Here is a 17,146-nt window from a genome sequence, read left to right on the forward strand (position 1 = left end):
GTTTTTTATCACTATATCTTGTATCAACCAGTATAGCATGCACCCTGTAGAAAATAAAGTCCCAAATTATTTTCAGACTTTTAGCGTGTTACATCCTTCAGCCATTTATAGGAACGATACCTCTTAAATGCCGGCAGAAACTTCACCGCCTCATCACACGTGATCAGGGCATAGACGACGGGGACCGGTAATTTCAGGACAAACGCCGCAATAGCACCGAGTATGATGGAACAGCCCCAGAGTCCCCAGACATCCAGTATCAGTCCGATCCGTGTATCACCTCCGGACCGGAGGATTCCCACGATGACTGTGCAGGAAACACTCTGTATCACACAGAAATAGGACATGATGAACATCATATATCCCAGAAATTCCCGGGCCTCAGGAGTCAGCACCAGAAAAGCATTCGCAACAGGCCGAATCACAAAAAAGATAAAGAGTCCCCCGGCAATTCCGACGAACAGCGATAGCTTCATGAACCGGGATGCATACACTTTTGCAAGGTCCCTGCGTCCCTCCCCGATCGTCTTTCCCAGAATAATAGCCGCTGCACCTGACAGTCCAAGTGACACAACCATAGCCAGCTGCCTGCTCGTCTGTGCCACTGAGTGGGCTGCTACGGCTGCGCCTCCCAGATGTCCCATGACCGCGCTGATCATCGCCATGCCGGAACCCCATATCAGCTCGTTTGCAGCGACAGGCATTGCATAGCGGATAAAATCCCGCCTGAGCCCGCGATCCCTGACAAAAATGTCACGTATCCGAACTTTGAGCACATCGTTATACTTTCTGTCATACAGCAAAATGATCACCAGTTCTATACAGCGTGCCGTCAGTGTCCCGATAGCCGCACCCGCCGTCCCAAGACTGGGCGCTCCCAACAGGCCGAATATGAAAATAGCATTGACGATAACATTGACCAGCAGAGACACGGCATAGGTAACCATACCGACGAGAACACGCTCCACACTTCGCAACAGATTCAGATATACCATATTGACCGACATCAGCAGATAAGAAAATGCTACGATCCTGAGGTAACGGATTCCTTCAGCTATGATAATATCCTCTCTCGTAAAAATGAGCATCAGTTTTTGCGGTATAAAAAATGCCGCCGCACCAAACAGCAGCCCCACAATGATCGCAAAGCGGAAAGATATTCCCATCACTTTTTCTATGGTACGTGTATCCTTCCTCCCCCAGTATTGTGCCGTCAGCACAGCTGCACCTGAGGTAAGTCCAAACATAAGCAGATTGAGTATGAAACTGATCTGGTTTGCAAGAGACGCCGCCGATAGCGCCGTCTCTCCAACTCTTCCCAGCATAATGACGTCGGCCGCTGTCACACCGACGTTGATCAGGTTCTGCACCGCCATAGGCAGAACCAGGGAAAACACCATTTTATAAAATTGTTTTTTCTCCATTACAATAATTCTTTCAGGATCCGATTGACCATAGCCGGATTTGCTTTTCCTTTCATGGCCTTCATCGTCTGCCCTACAAGGAAGCCAACCGCCTTCTCCTTTCCGTTGTGGTAATCTTCCACAGACTGTGGATTTGCAGCGATGATCTCTTCTATTGCACTGCGGAGTGCAGCCTCATCATTGACTGTTTTCAGCCCCTTCTCTTCTACATACACATCCGGATCTATATTTTCATCAAATATTTTTTCAAAAACTTCCTTCGCTACTGTGCTGTTGATCGTACCGGCATCTGCCAGTTCAATCAGCTTTGCCAGGTTTTCCGGCGCAAACCGGATATCTTCAGGGTCCATCCCGCGCTCCTTTAACAAACGCAGCGTCTCCACCATCAGCCAGTTAGATACCTTTTTCGGTTTACCGCAGACAGCGGTCGTCGCCTCAAACAGATCCGCCAGCCGCTTGGACGAGGTGATGATCTGCGCATCATAATCAGGAATCCCAAATTCCTGCTGGTAGCGTCTCAGTTTTTCGGTACGCAGCTCCGGCTGACGATCGCGTATATCCTGAATCCATGCGTCGCTGATCACGACGGGTACCAGATCAGGGTCCGGAAAATACCGGTAGTCCTGCGCATCCTCCTTTGACCTCATCGCATAGGATTCTCCAGCGCTGTCATCCCATCTTCGTGTCTCCTGTACCACTGTCTCCCCGCTCTCAAGCAGATCGATCTGCCGCTCTTTTTCACCTTCGATCGCCCTCGCAATTGCTTTAAAGGAATTCAGGTTTTTCATCTCAGTCCTTGTGCCGAACTCCTCTGCTCCAACCTCACGGACGGAGAGATTGACATCTGCTCTCATGGATCCCTCCTGCAGCTTGCAGTCAGAAGCCCCCAGATACTGAATGATCATTCTGAGTTTTTCAAGATACGCGATGACCTCCCGGGCACTGCGCATATCCGGCTCAGATACAATCTCAATCAATGGTACGCCGCTCCGGTTATAGTCCACGAGCGAACAGTCCTCCCATTCATCGTGGATCAGTTTCCCGGCATCCTCCTCCATATGAATTTCGTGAATGCCGACTTTTTTCATTCCTCCTTCTTCCGTCTCAATCTCCACGAACCCGTCGTGGCAGATTGGCAGGTACAACTGAGAAATCTGATAATTCTGCGGATTATCCGGGTAGAAATAATTCTTTCTGTCAAACTTACAGTTCTGATTGACCGCACAGTTTGTAGCAAGCCCCACCGCCAGTGCATATTCCACCACCTGTTTATTCAGCACCGGCAGTGAGCCCGGCATACCTGTACAGACCGGACATGTATGGGTATTTGGCTCACCTCCAAACTCTGTGGAGCAGGAGCAGAAAATCTTTGTTTTCGTCGCAAGTTCCACATGGACTTCCAGTCCGATCACTGTCTCATACTGTTTGCTCATTCTGTTTCGCTCCTTTCATCACAGGTCCCCGGTATGTCCTCGTCCGTTCAAATGCATAGCCCGCCCGTATAATATGATCTTCCCGGTAACAGTTTCCGATAAACTGTACGCCGACCGGAAGCCCTGCCGCATCCGTTCTGCACGGTACACTCATCCCAGGCAGACCTGCAAGGTTGACGGAAATCGTATAAATATCACCCAGATACATTTTCAATGGATCGACCAGGCTCTCTCCCAGCTTTGGAGCCGTCGACGGTGCTGTCGGTCCAAGGATCACATCATATCTCTCAAACGCCCGGTCAAACGCCCCCTTGATCAATGCCTTGGTCTTCAGGGCTTTCAGGTAATACGCGTCATAATATCCCGAGCTCAGTACAAAAGAACCCAGCATAATCCTGCGCTTCACTTCCTCGCCAAAACCTTCCGAGCGGGTTTTTTTATACATGCTGTGAAGATCTTCATACTCCGGTGTACGGTAGCCGTATTTGACGCCGTCAAACCGCGACAGGTTAGAGCTGGCCTCTGCAGATGCTATGACGTAGTAAGCCGGAATTGCATATTCTACCAGACTCAGGTCAAATTCTTCCACAATGGCACCTTTTTGCTTCAGCACGTCCGCAGCCTCCTGAACCGCATCTCTCACGTCCGCTTCCAGTCCCTCCCCCATATAATCTGCCGGGATACCGATCCGCATTCCCTTCACATCATCTTCAAGTGCCCCGGTAAAATCATACGATGTACGTTTTACCGATGTGCTATCTTTATTATCATAGGAAGCAATTGCTTCCAAAACTGCTGCGCAGTCCGAAACATCCTTCGCTACCGGTCCGATCTGGTCAAGCGATGATCCATATGCGATCAGCCCGTAGCGCGACACTGTACCGTAGGTGGGCTTCAGTCCCGTAACACCGCAGAAAGAACTCGGCTGGCGTATAGAACCCCCGGTATCCGAACCGAGTGCGTAGAAGCATTCCCCCGCAGCAACGCCGGCACAGGATCCACCGGAAGAACCTCCCGGCACATGCTGTGTATTCCAGGGATTACGTGTGACGCCAAACGCCGAAGTTTCCGTTGTGCTCCCCATGGCAAATTCATCCATATTGGTCTTTCCCAGGATTACAGCTCCCGCTTTTTCCAGATTTTTCACTGCTTCTGCAGAATACGGCGGAACAAAGTTGCTCAGCATTCTGGAACTGCACGTGGTAAGTATGCCTTCTGTGCAGATATTGTCTTTAACCGCAGCAGGAACACCTGCAAGCGGCCCCGTAAGTGTCCCGTCATCAATCTTCTTCTGTACCTCTTCCGCCCTTTTCATTGCGGCATCTTCTTCTACCGTCACAAAAGCATGAATTTCACCCTCAACAGCACGCAGACGCTCCAGTGAAGCTTTGACTGCCTCAGCAACGGAAATTTCTTTTTCTTTTATTTTTCTGCCGAGCCCGACAGCTGTTAAATTTACTATTTCCATGAACCTGTTCCTCCTGCATTAATCTACCGTCTTCGGCACCTGATACTGCCCGTCTTTTTGCTCCGGAGCATTTCCCAGTATGCTTTCTCTGTCGTCCCCGTTTTTCACGATATCATCGCGAAATACATTCTGAACCGGGAATACGTGGGACATCGGCTTCACACCGGATGTATCCAGCTCATTCAGTTTATCAATATAGTCAAGCATGCGAACCATATCTTTTTTCGCCTGTTTTTTTTCCTCATCGGAAAGCTTAAGCTTTGCCAGTATTCCGACGTATTCTATCGTCTCATCATGAATCATATCAGCCATTGCAATCTCCTTTCTGTTCACTGCCCGGGATATATCTTTTCACATGCATCAAGGCGGACCTCAAATTCTTCTCCGGTATAGTCTTCTTCAATGATAATCTGATCTCCCTCTTCCAGCACGAGGTTCCTGTACTCGCCCGAAAGAGTTCCTGCCTCCAAAAATGAGTGAAACACATCATACTCTCCGCGTTTTACCACTACTGACCCGTAATCACTGACCGCTGTCAGATCATAGGCACCCGCCGGAAATTCCTCCCCGGCTACCATGCCGTCTTCCAGCACCACGGTATTAAGCACTGTATTCTTCTGTGGTTCTTTCTGCGTATCAATCTGCGCATTGTCGGAAGATATTTCGACAGCCATCCCCGGCTGTACCTTCAGCGCCCAGCCTTCAAACAGCCGAAAATCATCCGCAGTTGTCTCTGTTTCGTATTGATATTCATCGTCCGTTTTCATATCTTCCGCCCAAAGCGTCTCCCAGCGATAGCTTATTAGCTCCGTATCCTCCAGTATCACATTCCCCAGACCTTCTACCGCCTTTACGCTGTACTGGCCCACCGGCAGCTGCCTCCCGCCGATATAGACCCCCGGCTGCAGTACCGCCGTCATACTCTCACCGCTTTTGGGCATCACTTCCGTCACATACTCGTACGGGTCATAAACATATTCTTCATCCCCAGTATTGGATTCCCATACCGCCTCAGTTTCTGCCTGGCCGGTGTGAATCTCAGAAGCCTTCTCATAGATCCACTCGCCAGCACTCGAGATAACACCGATCGCCACGATAGCTGCTACCACAATCCCGCCGTAATTCTTCTTTTTTGCAGTTTTTCCATTATTATATGGATAGGCAGTCCGATTCCCATACATTTCTTTTGATCTTTGATACGTGCCTGCATTCCTCTGTGCATTCCCCGCCTGCACAGGGGACGTCTTCCGGTCTCCGGCAGCTTTTTCTTTCCGCTCCGTCACAGTAAAACTTCCGTTTCCATTTAAGCGGTACGTTCTTCTGCGGCTATAATTCATCCCGCAGTCCTGGCATCTGCCGTTCACGATATGCCCTTCACAAAGTAAACACCTGCTCTCTCCCATCCTCTGCTCCTATCTGCTTCCCCTAAGCGTTTGTCATAAATTAAAAATCCTCTGCATAATGAAAAACCGTCCCGGAATACATACATATTCCGGGACGGGATATCACACATTTCCCGCGGTACCACCCGCATTGCAGTCCGGTGCATAAGTACCGCACCACTGCCTCTTACGCACTTAACGGGTGCCGCGTGCTGACCTACTCATCTGTTCAGACAGCCGGCTCCGGAGTGTTCCCGTTTGCTTTTTTCCCTCCAACAGCGCTCTCAGTCGGTGACGCCGTATTCCTGTCAAGCTCCCAAAGCAGAGTCTCCCTCTCAGCCTTTTCCATATTTGAAAATAAATGTCTGTTCAGAGGGGGCATCTTCTTGTATGGCATGCGGCCATACAAGAAGCATCGGAGGTTCCTCCGATGTGAATATTGACACAAAAACCCGCTTACAAGCGAGCTTGACGCTGATTTTTGTGTCAATATTCCCGCCCTCTGAACTGTTGCAATAATTTTATCATAATTATTTTTTCCTGACAAGGCATTCGTTAAAATTTATCATTCCACATCTTCCGTATTTACTTGTCAAGCAATACGTTTCTCTGTATAATAGAAACATTGACACCGGGTGCACCGCACCCCAGTAAACATGGAGGAACTATCATGGATCAATTAATCATACCGGAAAACTACCATTCCGCGCTTAATCTTCACGATACACAGATTGGAATCAAAACGGTAAAAGACTTTTTTCAGAAAGCTCTGTCAGAGCAGCTCAACCTGCTGCGTGTTACGGCTCCGCTTTTCGTACAGCCTCAGTCGGGACTAAATGACAACTTAAACGGAGTGGAACGTCCCGTAACATTTGGCATCAGAGAGCAGGATGACGAAGAAGCTGAAATCGTTCATTCTCTCGCCAAATGGAAACGATATGCCCTTCAGAAATACGGTTTTATATACGGCGAAGGCCTTTACACTGATATGAATGCTATCCGCCGCGACGAGGATACTGATAATATTCATTCCATATTCGTCGACCAGTGGGACTGGGAGATCATCATCGACCGCCATGAGCGCAACATCAACACACTGAAGGAAATCGTCCGCAAGGTTTATAAGGCATTAAAAAAGACGGAGAAATATATGGCGATCGAATATGACTATATAGAGGAGATTCTTCCGAAGGAAATTTTCTTCATCACATCACAGGAACTGGAGGATCTCTACCCGGACCTGACCGCAAAAGAAAGAGAATACCGCATCGCCAAAGACAAAGGCGCTGTCTTCATCATGCAGATCGGAGATTACCTTGCATCGGGCGAGAAACACGACGGCCGTGCCCCGGATTATGATGACTGGTCCCTGAACGGTGATATCATCGTATATTACCCGGTGCTGGATATTGCTCTTGAACTGTCTTCTATGGGAATCCGTGTAGATGAGAAAGCCCTGATACGTCAGCTGGAGATTGCCGGATGTCCGGAACGTGCCCAGCTTCCGTTCCAGAAGGCAATCATGCGCAGAATGCTCCCATATACCGCCGGCGGCGGAATCGGACAGTCCCGTATCTGTATGTTCTTCCTTCGAAAAGCGCATATCGGTGAAGTGCAGTGTTCCCTCTGGCCGCCCGAGATCATTGAAGAGGCAGCCAAAAACGGGATTACGCTTCTCTGAAAACACAGAACGCTGCCCCGGCATCAGCCATCTGGCAGCGTTCTTTTTATGGCATAAACACGTTATCTATTCATCCACAAATTTGATCTCACAGTCTTTCTTCAATGCAAGATTGCATTCCACTTCCATGCATTTTATGATTCCCGGCAGGATTGGGCATGAGACATGTACCGGAAAATGTTCTTTTGCATAGTCAAAAAACGGTCCTTCCCCCGGTTTCCGGAGGCACACCTCAAATGCGTCAAACGTATCCCCCAGCTCTTCAAACATCTTTTTCACACTGGGACAGCCTGATTTCACCTTCACCTTTACCTCTGTGTCATCATCATCCGACACGGCTTCAGCGCTTGTAATAAAACCACAGATACCAGGATTGATCATTACTTTCGTCATAACATCCCCTTCTTTCCCTGAATACAGTTATAATGTTTTTATGCGTTTGATAGCCGCCACGGTATTCTCATAACTTCCGAATGCCGTCAGGCGGAAATATCCCTCTCCGCTGGGACCGAATCCCGATCCCGGTGTACCGACCACTCCGGCTCTTTCAAGCAGATGATCAAAAAACTCCCAGGACGTCATGGAATCCGGCGTTTTCAGCCAGATGTACGGAGCATTGACCCCTCCTGATACGCTGTAACCGGCACTCTTCAGTCCTTCATAGATCACTTTTGCATTATTCATATAGTATGCAACCTGTTTTTTCAGCTGCTCTTTTCCCTCTGGTGAATACACCGCCTCTCCCGCTCTCTGAATGATGTAGGGAGCTCCGTTATATTTCGTGCCGTGGCGTCTGGCCCACAGCGCATGCAGCGAGATATCTCCACACTTTAACTCTTTGGGAACAACCGTAAATCCCAGACGCACCCCGGTAAATCCGGCATTTTTAGAGAAGCTGCGCAGCTCGATCGCGCACGTCTTCGCCCCTTCACATTCATAGATGCTGTGCGGCACATCAGCTTCTGATATATACGCTTCATAGGCCGCATCATAGATGATGACAGCTCCCACTTTATTGGCATAGTCAACCCATTCCTGAAGCTGTGCTTTCGTAATTGCAGAACCCGTTGGATTATTTGGAAAACACAGGTAGATGATATCCGGTGTTTCTTTCGGTAATTCAGGTGCAAAGTCATTGGCGCCTGTGCATGGCATATAGATCACATCACTCCACGTCTCAGCAGAGGGATCATACGTACCGGTTCTGCCAGCCATCACATTCGTGTCCACATATACGGGGTACACAGGATCACAGACAGCAATTTTATTGTCCGTGCTGAAAATTTCCTGTATATTTCCCGAATCACACTTGGCGCCGTCTGATACAAAAATTTCATCTGCCTCAATTTTACATCCACGGGCAGTATAATCATTTTCTGCAATTGCATTTCTCAAAAACTCATAACCCAGGTCAGGTGCATATCCATGAAACGTCTCTGCATCTGCCATTTCATCGACAGCTGCATGCAGGGAAGATATGATGGCAGGCGCCAATGGCTGCGTAACATCACCAATCCCCAGACGTATAATACTCTTTTCAGGGTTTTCCGTCTGAAATGCATTTACCTTTTTTGCAATCGTAGAAAACAGATAACTTCCCGGTAATTTCAAATAATTCTCGTTAATTTTAAACATCGTGACCTCCTCAGATCTCAATTTCTCCGTCAAATACTACCGTTGCAGGTCCGGTCATATAAACCTGATTCGCCTCCCTGTCCCAGCGGATCGTCAGATCTCCGCCAAGCAGTTTCACTGTAACTTCGTCGCCCGTATAGCCATTCAGCGCACTGGCAACAGCTACGGCACAGGCCCCTGTGCCGCAAGCAAGCGTCTCCCCTGACCCGCGCTCCCAAACCCGCATTTCCACCGTATCGCGGTCAAGAACCCGCACAAATTCTGTATTGATGCGGTCCGGAAAACGTGCATGGTTCTCAAAACCCGGCCCGATCTTTTCTATTTCAAGCCCCGCAACATCTTCTGTATACACAACCGCATGAGGATTCCCCATGGAAACCCCGGTCATGCGGTACATCTGCCCATCGACTTCAATCGGCTCATCCACCACATTATCATGATCTGATATGATCGGAATCCTCCTCGCCTTCAGCTCAGGTGCCCCCATATTGACTCGCACCGTAGAGACAAGTCCTTCAGAAAGTGTCAGGTCCAGGTATTTGATCCCACTTTTTGTCTCGATAGCAATCTGTGTTTTATCCGTTAGTCCGTAATCATAGACATACTTCGCCACACACCGAATGCCGTTCCCACACATCGCGCCCTGAGACCCGTCAGAATTATACATATCCATCATGAAATCCGCCTTATCAGAAGGTTTGATCAGAATCAGGCCATCAGAGCCCACACCGAAATGGCGGTCGCTGATAAATCTTGCCGTCTCGCACGGATCATCCACCGTCTCCGTCAGGCAGTTTACATACACATAATCATTCCCAATGCCGTGCATTTTCGTAAATTTCATTTTTACCTCCCATGCCGTACTGCTCACCTGCATTTATTCTTAACTATTGATTATAACCTATAACAGTACAACTTACAATTCATCAAAAATAAATATTCAGGCCGGGAAATCTCACATATCCATAATGCTCAAAATCATCTCCGCTGTCTCTGCCATATTATTACCACTGTCCATACTGCACTTCTGAATATAACGGTGAGCCTCTTCCTCCGTCAGCCGATTCCTTTCTATAAGGAGTTTTTTAGCCTTTTCTATCGTAAATTTCTCCTTTGCGGAACGCTCCCGCGGCCCGGACCTGCGCTTCCTTTTACGCCGGGAGCTCTGACAGAACATAAAATTCAGAGTATCCAGCAGCTCCTGTACTTTGAGAGGCATACAGACGGACACCACACCGGTGCTTCCACAGTTTCCCAGTACCCGTTCGGAGGCAAGGAGCAGCATTTCAAAATTGTCAGGAAGCTCCTCTCTTAATTCTGAATACAGCATATCTGCAAACCGGTACCCGCAGATCACAATCCCCTCTGTCATATGATCAGCATGATTCAGTGCCTGGGCACCGGAAGTACAGACGGCCAGCACTTCAAAGCCATGGCGTATCAGCAGATTCTTAATGTTTTTCGCATCTTCTATTTTAGGAAAAACCACAATAATATTGCTCATATATACGCCTCCTATAATAACACGCTCACATGTTCATACAGGCGTATCAGATTTTATACAGATACTGGTCGAGCTCCCATTCTGTCACCTGAGCCGTATATGCCTCCCACTCTGCTCTTTTTGCTACGATATACCGTTCCAGGAATGCATCCCCAAGCACTTCTTTCATGAATTCGCTCTTTTCCATCTCTTTGACCGCTTCCAGCAGATTGGTTGGAAGTGCCGTGATACCGGCTGCCTTTTTCTCGGCGCGGCTCATCTCAAAAATATTGCGTTTGACGCCGTCCGGAGGCATAATCTGGTTCTTCATGCCGTCAAGACCGGCTGCAAGGCATACCGCAAGTGCAAGATAAGGATTCGCGGCAGGATCCGGACAGCGAAGTTCTACACGTGTCCCCTCACCCCTTTCTGTCGGGATCCTGATCAGAGGACTCCTGTTTTTAGCTGACCATGCAATATAGACTGGTGCTTCATATCCGGGAACGAGGCGTTTGTAAGAGTTTACAAGAGGATTGGTGATCGCAGCCATACTCTTCATATGCTTCATAAGGCCGCCGATAAAGTAATAAGCCTCCCGGCTCAGCCCTACCGCATCTTTCTCATCCCGAAACATATTATGTCCGTCTTTTGAAAGAGACATATTAATATGCATGCCGGAACCATTAATCCCGTATTTGGGCTTAGGCATAAACGATGCATGCAGCCCCCGGCGCTTTGCGATTGTTTTCACAGCCAGCTTAAATGTCATGATATTGTCCGCCGTATTAAGCGCGGGGCCGTATTTAAAATCGATCTCATGCTGTGCCGGTGCAACTTCGTGGTGGGAAGCCTCTATTTCAAAACCCATTTCCTCAAGTGTCAGCACCATATCGCGCCTTGCGTTCTCTCCGAGGTCGATCGGTCCCAGATCAAAATATCCCGCCTTTTCATGGGTAACAGTGGTTGGCAGTCCGTCATCGTCTGTATGGAAGAGAAAAAATTCGCATTCAGGCCCAACATTAAATTCATACCCCAGGTCTTCTGCCTCTTTCAGTACCCTCTTCAGTATGTGGCGCGGGTCCCCCTCAAACGGTATTCCCTCCGGACGGTACACATCACAGATCAGCCTGGCCACTTTTCCCTGCTGCGGCCTCCATGGAAAAATTTCAAAAGAATCCACATCCGGATACAGATACATATCAGATTCTTCGATCCGGACAAATCCATCAATAGACGATCCGTCAAACATGCACTCATTGTGCAGCGCCTTCTCCAGCTGACTGGAAGTGATCGCTACATTTTTAAACACCCCAAACATATCCGTAAACTGAAGACGGATAAATTCCACATCTTCCTCTTCCACAATCTGTAAAATATCATTTTTCGTGTATCTTGCCATAGTCACCTCTCCTATCTTTAATTTCAAAAAAAGTATGCAAAAAGGGCGCTCTTCACCACAGAGAACGCCCTTGTTCTGCTAACATCATATCAGGCACTTTTCTTTTTGTCAATCCTGGTTCGTTCGTTGCAACAAACTGTACATTATATTTTTTTCTTTGTATGGTTTCTATATAATTAAACTTTACTATTTGTTTATTTTTACAATTTACATCTCCGTTTTTTACAATTTTCTGTGCGTTTTTCTTTTATTTTTTCTGCTTTTATAAACTTTTTATAAACTTCTCCATTTTTTCCACCTCCTACATATTGTATGAAAATCAAAAAAACTATCTTACGGAATGTAGGATTAACCTGCAACCCCAAAACAGATATAATGAGATAGATATGATTATTCCTGAAGGACACACGGGGAAGAGTCCCGGGAATCGAAAAATGAAGGAGGGTTACACATGAGCACACAAAACAAACAACCTAAAAAAGAGCTCAGCAAAGCGCTGAAACTGTTTTATGGTGTTGGTGACTGCGGCTTCACACTGATGACCAACGTCGAAAGTTATTTCTTTAATTTCTTTCTGACCAACCTGGCACAGTTCGGCCTCGGTACCGTAACACTGATCACCACAATCTCCAGCGCAGTTGACGCCTGTCTGTCATGGATGTATGGCGCCGTTCTGAACAGTATCAAACCTAAAAAATGGGGACGTTATCGTTCCTGGCTTATCCTGTTGCCATGGCTGGTTCCATTCTTATATGCGTTCCAGTTCCTGAAAATCGGTGATGGCATTTTGCCAGTCGTCGTCATCATTATCGCTACGATTGCCAGCCACGTCACATGGAACTTCCCATACGTAGCAAACGTATCCATGATCGCTATCGCAGGCAAGACACCCGATGACAGAGCACAGCTTTCTTCCACCAGAGCTGCATGGGCAAACTTCTCAAAAGTTATCTTCTCCTATGTCGGACCTCCTCTGGCTGCAGTTTTTGCAGGAATTATCGGAGAGACGAGCCAGTACGGCGCAACTGCATTTGTACTCGGCTGGGTAATGGCTGCATTATATTTTGCACATTTTAAAATGTTCGACGGCTATGAAGAAGTCGACATGGAAGCAGTAAAAGACAGTAAAAAAGATACAACAAAGACAAGCGGCATGGATCTTGTAAGAGCGCTTCTTCAGAACCCTCCGCTGATCATCCTTTTGGTTTCCGACCTTGCAAAATGGATGTTTAACTTCGTGGTATCCGGCGTAGCAGTTTACTATTTTACATACGTTGCGAAGAACGCAGGAATGCTTGCGACTTATATCCTGATCTCCAATATCCTTTGCGTTATCGGTTCTTACCTGGCAAAGAATATGGCAAAGAAATTCTCCACACGAAAGACAACCATCGGTATCTTCCTGTTGATGGCAGTTGTACTGATCATCGCCAACTTCACATATACCAATGTGACACTTGTCATGATCCTGATGTCTCTGGCACAGTTTGGATACGGTGTTGCTTACGCCTGTACACCGGCGCTGTATGCGGATACCATCGTTTATTCCGAATGGAAAACCGGGAAGAACGCAACCGGATGGATCAGTGGTCTTCAGAACGTTCCGCTGAAAGTCGGCGTTATGTTCCGTGGTATCATTATTTCCGCATGTCTTGCAGTTGCAAACTTTGATCCAAGCATTGACGCTGCCGCTGCTACTGTTGAACTTCAAAAGGGCATCTGCCTTGCATTCATGGTAATCCCGGCATGTGCATTGATTGTTGCAGCTCTGCTGCTTGCATTTGGATTCCGCATCACAAAAGAAAAAGTAGAACAATACCAGGCTGAAATCGCTGCTCGTCAGTAATACGGAGGACATTATGAAACGAACCCAGATCGCCGGTGCAATATTAGCATGTGCAGTTCTGGTTGGTATGTTTTTCGTTCCGGAGAGCATTGGCCTTGGCAAGGAAGGAATACACACACTGGGGGTTCTGATAGCCATTATCATCGCTTTGGTTACAGAGCCCCTTCCCCTTGGAATCATCTGTATGCTCGGAGTTCCCCTGATGGTGGTCTTCGGTGCGGTTCCAAACATTGCCCAGGCTTTATCCGGATACACCAACCACATTCTGTTTTTTGTACTGGTCTCCTTCGGAATTTCCGAAGCTATAGCAAAAGTACCGCTCTCAAAACGTCTGCTGGTACTGCTGATCAAGATATTTGGCACGAAAACCAAAAACATTTTGCTCGCACTGATGCTTTGCGCAGCTGTCCTGTCTTCTATCATGTCAAATGTTGCCACGACTGCCGTTTTTGTCTCAGTAGTCTTAAGCTTTCTGAATGTATATGAAGATACGGAAACACGTCGGCGCAGCGGAAAGGCATTCATGATCGGTCTTCCGGTAGCAAGCATGATCGGCGGAATGATGACTCCGGCAGGAAGTCCCCTGAATATGCTGGGGATGGATTTCCTGGTGGATGCAGGCGCACGGATTTCCTTTGTACAGTGGATGTGCATAGGAATACCGATCGCTTTAGTATCTCTGTTCGCGGCATGGCAGTTTATTTCGTTTGTATTCAGGCCGGCGGAAATTGGTGCGGACAAAGTTAAGGCTTATATAAGCAGCCTGAATATTCCCCCAAAGTATGATTTTCACGAAAAATATGTATCTGTAGTCGTATTGTGTATGTTTGCTATGTGGGTCCTGTCTTCCTGGTTCCCCGCTCTGAACATCACCGTTGTCGGAACCATTGGTTTTGCGTTTTTATTTCTTCCCGGCATCGAGGTTCTTAACTGGAAGGATTATACCAGAAGTGTAAGCTGGTCCTCCTTTTTCCTTATCGGAACCATGATGTCCCTCGGAAATGCCCTGACCGCCAATGGAGTCAGCGAATGGCTGGTCGGAATTTTGTTTACCAACCAGATCAGCCTCCCTCTGTTCCTGATCGTAGCGCTGATCTGCCTGATCGTTTTTGTACTGCTGATTCCGATTCCCATCGGACCGGCACTGATCTCCATGCTGGGAGGACCGTTTCTGTCCCTCGCCACAGCGTGGGGAATCTCCCCGACACTGTTGATTATGCCGCTGGTAATCTGTGCGTCCTGCTGTTTCCTTCTTCCCCTGGATACAGTACCGCTGCTGACCTATGCGACTGGTTATTACAAAATGAGTGATATGCCGAAAGTATCCATTGCAATCCAGATCGTCATCGCCATATGTGTTTCTGTCTGGGTGCCAATCGCACTTGGATTTCTCGGCTTCATCTGATTCACAACGAAAGGAGTTTGTATCATGGCAACATTTAATGAAAAAGAGTTAGAAGTAATCGGCGAATACAGTATGCCGGGCATCTACGGTGCTCCGGATTGTATTGTTCCAAAACAGAACCGCCCTGTCACACCGAAAGAAAATATGCTCCGCATGCTGAGAGGGGAAATGCCTCTCTGGGTTCCAAACCAGACTTATGACAACAATGCGATCCAGCCCATGATCCAGCCGGATGCTCATGCGAGAGCTTTCGGAGGCACCGACTGGTTCGGCATCGAATGGGTATATGAACCGCTGTCAAATGCCGCTATGGTAAAGCCGGGAACAAGACGTCTGTCCGACATTACCAACTGGAAAGAGGAGCTTCCTTTCCCGGATCTTTCCGCGATCGACTGGCAGAAAGATTATGAAGAAAATTTCAAAGACCGCATTGCGGAGGACCGTTTCTCATACTTTCCGATTGTAAACGGACTTTTCGAGCGTACCGCTGATCTCACAAGCTTTGAGGATGCCTTCTGTTATCTTCTCGAAGAGCCGGAGGTTCTGACAGAGTTTTATGATGCGCTTGTTGACTGGCACATTGAGCTGATGAGGATCGCCCACGACGTATATCATGTGGATATGATCCTGTTCCACGACGATATGGGCACACAGAGAAGTACATTTTTCTCTCCGGATCTCTATGAAGAGCTCCTGCTGCCTCAATATCAGAAGATCACGAAAGCAGCTCATGACATGGGTATGTATATCTGCCTTCATTCATGCGGATGCATCGGTACGCTGATGCCGCTCATTATCAGAGCAGGCTTTGATGCCTGGGAAGGCCAGGACAGCGCCAACGACAAAAAAGCTATTATGGAGGAATACGGAAAAGATCTTGCGCAGTGTACGCTGTACGTAATTCCTGCAGAGATGAGCGACGAAGACGCTGTTGCACATATTCACAAAACCGTAGATGACCTTGCAATGACCGGACGTTTTGCCTGCCGTCTGCGCGACAACAAGGCAGACCGTGCAGTTAATCTCGCAGATGAGCTGTACCGTTACAGCCGTACAAAGTACCTGGAAATGCAGAAATAAATATCAGATATTTAAATATAAGAAAGTCCGGTTTCCGGGGAGAATAACCTCCCGGAAACCGGACTTTCCTTACTTTGTCAGCACGCTTTCAGAGTACTATCCCAAATTCCTCCTTCAGCAGTTCATGATAACGTCCGTCGTCCGTCACTGTTTCTTCTTTTCGCACTCCGTTGACCGTTTTTGCAAAAATGTCCCCGACCAGTGAAATACTGCCTCCATGCAGTCTGCGGTTGATCATGCGCTGCTTTACAAAAACCGAATCCGGATGCGTGGAACAATAGTGATTCAGCGTCACAAATTCCACCTCGTCCTGCGGCATTATCGTAAACTGCATGATATCAACCCATTTTCCGCCGGTTACATATGACAGCATCCACCAGTACTCATCACTTTTCTGCACACGGAATTTCTGCCCGGCGCAGATTTTCTCATAACCGTCTTCCACTTTCATGGCCCCGCCGGGCTGAGGACCTCCATAACCGACATCACAGAAGTAAATGCCGTCCTCAAGTGTTACCAGTGAGCCCACATGCAGAACCGGAGGAAGATAATCCTTTCCGCGGACGATCCTGCAGCGGCAGGCACAGGCATCATAGCCGCATGCCTTTAAAAGTTTCAAGAACAATGTGTTCAGCTCAAAACAGTATCCCCCTCTTTTTCTGGTCACAATTTTGTCAAAGATATCTTCCGTGCCGATGGAAATCGGCAGATTTTTGTCGTACACATCAATGTTCTCAAATGGAACTTCACACTGGTGCGTATAGATCAGCTTGTCCAGATACGCCTCATCGCATCGGTCGGGTGCCTGTAATCCAAGCCTTCCAAGGTATGCCCCGACGTCGGGAATATCACGGTACAGTTCTTCGTACATATCTTTCCATCTCCTGTCATTATATATTTAGCTTACCCA

Annotated in this window: 15 protein-coding genes; 4 read left to right on the forward strand and 11 right to left on the reverse strand. The window is 47.8% G+C overall.

The genetic code is table 11. The annotated features are described in order from the left end of the window. Positions 1–80: 80 nt before the first annotated feature. From MCG98_RS00420 to MCG98_RS00440, 5 genes are read right to left on the reverse strand one after another with little or no spacing between them, the layout of a single operon-like run. Complete coding sequence (locus MCG98_RS00420) at positions 81–1,424, reverse strand: MATE family efflux transporter (protein ID WP_240299905.1); 1,344 nt, start codon at positions 1,422–1,424, stop codon at positions 81–83. Continuing rightward, a complete protein-coding gene (gene gatB, locus MCG98_RS00425; RefSeq protein WP_240299906.1) occupies positions 1,424–2,857 on the reverse strand; it encodes an Asp-tRNA(Asn)/Glu-tRNA(Gln) amidotransferase subunit GatB in 1,434 nt (477 codons plus the stop codon). The genes MCG98_RS00420 and gatB overlap by 1 nt, the downstream gene beginning before the upstream one ends. Beyond that, entirely contained in the window at positions 2,841–4,325 is a 1,485-nt protein-coding gene (gene gatA, locus MCG98_RS00430; protein ID WP_240299907.1) for an Asp-tRNA(Asn)/Glu-tRNA(Gln) amidotransferase subunit GatA, read from the reverse strand. The genes gatB and gatA overlap by 17 nt, the downstream gene beginning before the upstream one ends. 18 nt (positions 4,326–4,343) lie before the next feature. Continuing rightward, complete coding sequence (gene gatC, locus MCG98_RS00435) at positions 4,344–4,637, reverse strand: Asp-tRNA(Asn)/Glu-tRNA(Gln) amidotransferase subunit GatC (RefSeq protein ID WP_240299908.1); 294 nt, start codon at positions 4,635–4,637, stop codon at positions 4,344–4,346. A gap of 17 nt (positions 4,638–4,654) precedes the next feature. Continuing rightward, a complete protein-coding gene (locus MCG98_RS00440; protein ID WP_240299909.1) occupies positions 4,655–5,728 on the reverse strand; it encodes a hypothetical protein in 1,074 nt (357 codons plus the stop codon). 649 nt (positions 5,729–6,377) lie between these two features. On the opposite strand from MCG98_RS00440, the gene asnA reads away from it, so the two are divergent. Then, positions 6,378–7,388, forward strand: coding sequence for an aspartate--ammonia ligase (gene asnA / locus MCG98_RS00445; RefSeq protein WP_240299910.1), 1,011 nt, complete (start codon positions 6,378–6,380; stop codon positions 7,386–7,388). A 66-nt stretch (positions 7,389–7,454) separates the two neighbouring features. Here the strand turns inward: asnA and MCG98_RS00450 are convergent, their stop codons facing one another. The 5 genes from MCG98_RS00450 to glnA all read right to left on the reverse strand — a co-directional run bounded on the left by MCG98_RS00450 (position 7,455) and on the right by glnA (position 11,905). After that, a complete protein-coding gene (locus tag MCG98_RS00450) occupies positions 7,455–7,781 on the reverse strand; it encodes a hypothetical protein (RefSeq protein WP_240299911.1) in 327 nt (108 codons plus the stop codon). 27 nt (positions 7,782–7,808) lie between these two features. Then, positions 7,809–9,023 carry an LL-diaminopimelate aminotransferase gene (locus tag MCG98_RS00455; RefSeq protein ID WP_240299912.1) on the reverse strand — a complete coding sequence of 405 codons (1,215 nt, stop codon included), beginning with the start codon at positions 9,021–9,023 and terminating at the stop codon, positions 7,809–7,811. A gap of 10 nt (positions 9,024–9,033) precedes the next feature. Continuing rightward, positions 9,034–9,867, reverse strand: coding sequence for a diaminopimelate epimerase (dapF, locus tag MCG98_RS00460; RefSeq protein ID WP_240299913.1), 834 nt, complete (start codon positions 9,865–9,867; stop codon positions 9,034–9,036). A gap of 111 nt (positions 9,868–9,978) precedes the next feature. Further along, positions 9,979–10,527, reverse strand: a complete 549-nt coding sequence (locus MCG98_RS00465) for an ANTAR domain-containing protein (protein ID WP_240299914.1) — start codon at positions 10,525–10,527, stop codon at positions 9,979–9,981. 46 nt (positions 10,528–10,573) lie between these two features. Then, a complete protein-coding gene (gene glnA, locus MCG98_RS00470; protein ID WP_240299915.1) occupies positions 10,574–11,905 on the reverse strand; it encodes a type I glutamate--ammonia ligase in 1,332 nt (443 codons plus the stop codon). Positions 11,906–12,356: 451 nt separating this feature from the next. On the opposite strand from glnA, the gene MCG98_RS00475 reads away from it, so the two are divergent. From MCG98_RS00475 to MCG98_RS00485, 3 genes are read left to right on the forward strand one after another with little or no spacing between them, the layout of a single operon-like run. Continuing rightward, positions 12,357–13,751 (forward strand): MFS transporter, encoded by a 1,395-nt coding sequence (locus MCG98_RS00475; protein ID WP_240299916.1) that lies wholly within the window; start codon positions 12,357–12,359, stop codon positions 13,749–13,751. 13 nt (positions 13,752–13,764) lie between these two features. Next, positions 13,765–15,156, forward strand: a complete 1,392-nt coding sequence (locus MCG98_RS00480) for a DASS family sodium-coupled anion symporter (RefSeq protein ID WP_240299917.1) — start codon at positions 13,765–13,767, stop codon at positions 15,154–15,156. A gap of 24 nt (positions 15,157–15,180) precedes the next feature. Further along, a complete protein-coding gene (locus tag MCG98_RS00485) occupies positions 15,181–16,236 on the forward strand; it encodes a uroporphyrinogen decarboxylase family protein (RefSeq protein ID WP_240299918.1) in 1,056 nt (351 codons plus the stop codon). A gap of 88 nt (positions 16,237–16,324) precedes the next feature. Here the strand turns inward: MCG98_RS00485 and MCG98_RS00490 are convergent, their stop codons facing one another. Then, positions 16,325–17,107: an arylamine N-acetyltransferase gene (locus MCG98_RS00490; RefSeq protein ID WP_240299919.1), complete on the reverse strand. Its 783-nt coding sequence runs from the start codon at positions 17,105–17,107 to the stop codon at positions 16,325–16,327. Positions 17,108–17,146 lie beyond the last annotated feature (39 nt).

This window comes from Ruminococcus sp. OA3, from assembly GCF_022440845.1.
GTDB lineage: Bacteria > Bacillota > Clostridia > Lachnospirales > Lachnospiraceae > Ruminococcus_G.

Excerpts from the sequence above, each read along its gene's own strand:
- MCG98_RS00420 (WP_240299905.1), bottom strand. The coding sequence starts at position 1,424 with ATGGAGAAAAAACAATTTTATAAAATGGTGTTTTCCCTGGTTCTGCCT.
- dapF (WP_240299913.1), bottom strand. The coding sequence starts at position 9,867 with ATGAAATTTACGAAAATGCACGGCATTGGGAATGATTATGTGTATGTA.
- asnA (WP_240299910.1), top strand. The coding sequence starts at position 6,378 with ATGGATCAATTAATCATACCGGAAAACTACCATTCCGCGCTTAATCTT.
- glnA (WP_240299915.1), bottom strand. The coding sequence starts at position 11,905 with ATGGCAAGATACACGAAAAATGATATTTTACAGATTGTGGAAGAGGAA.
- gatC (WP_240299908.1), bottom strand. The coding sequence starts at position 4,637 with ATGGCTGATATGATTCATGATGAGACGATAGAATACGTCGGAATACTG.
- MCG98_RS00465 (WP_240299914.1), bottom strand. The coding sequence starts at position 10,527 with ATGAGCAATATTATTGTGGTTTTTCCTAAAATAGAAGATGCGAAAAAC.
- MCG98_RS00475 (WP_240299916.1), top strand. The coding sequence starts at position 12,357 with ATGAGCACACAAAACAAACAACCTAAAAAAGAGCTCAGCAAAGCGCTG.
- MCG98_RS00490 (WP_240299919.1), bottom strand. The coding sequence starts at position 17,107 with ATGTACGAAGAACTGTACCGTGATATTCCCGACGTCGGGGCATACCTT.
- gatB (WP_240299906.1), bottom strand. The coding sequence starts at position 2,857 with ATGAGCAAACAGTATGAGACAGTGATCGGACTGGAAGTCCATGTGGAA.
- MCG98_RS00440 (WP_240299909.1), bottom strand. The coding sequence starts at position 5,728 with ATGGGAGAGAGCAGGTGTTTACTTTGTGAAGGGCATATCGTGAACGGC.
- MCG98_RS00485 (WP_240299918.1), top strand. The coding sequence starts at position 15,181 with ATGGCAACATTTAATGAAAAAGAGTTAGAAGTAATCGGCGAATACAGT.
- gatA (WP_240299907.1), bottom strand. The coding sequence starts at position 4,325 with ATGGAAATAGTAAATTTAACAGCTGTCGGGCTCGGCAGAAAAATAAAA.
- MCG98_RS00480 (WP_240299917.1), top strand. The coding sequence starts at position 13,765 with ATGAAACGAACCCAGATCGCCGGTGCAATATTAGCATGTGCAGTTCTG.
- MCG98_RS00455 (WP_240299912.1), bottom strand. The coding sequence starts at position 9,023 with ATGTTTAAAATTAACGAGAATTATTTGAAATTACCGGGAAGTTATCTG.
- MCG98_RS00450 (WP_240299911.1), bottom strand. The coding sequence starts at position 7,781 with ATGACGAAAGTAATGATCAATCCTGGTATCTGTGGTTTTATTACAAGC.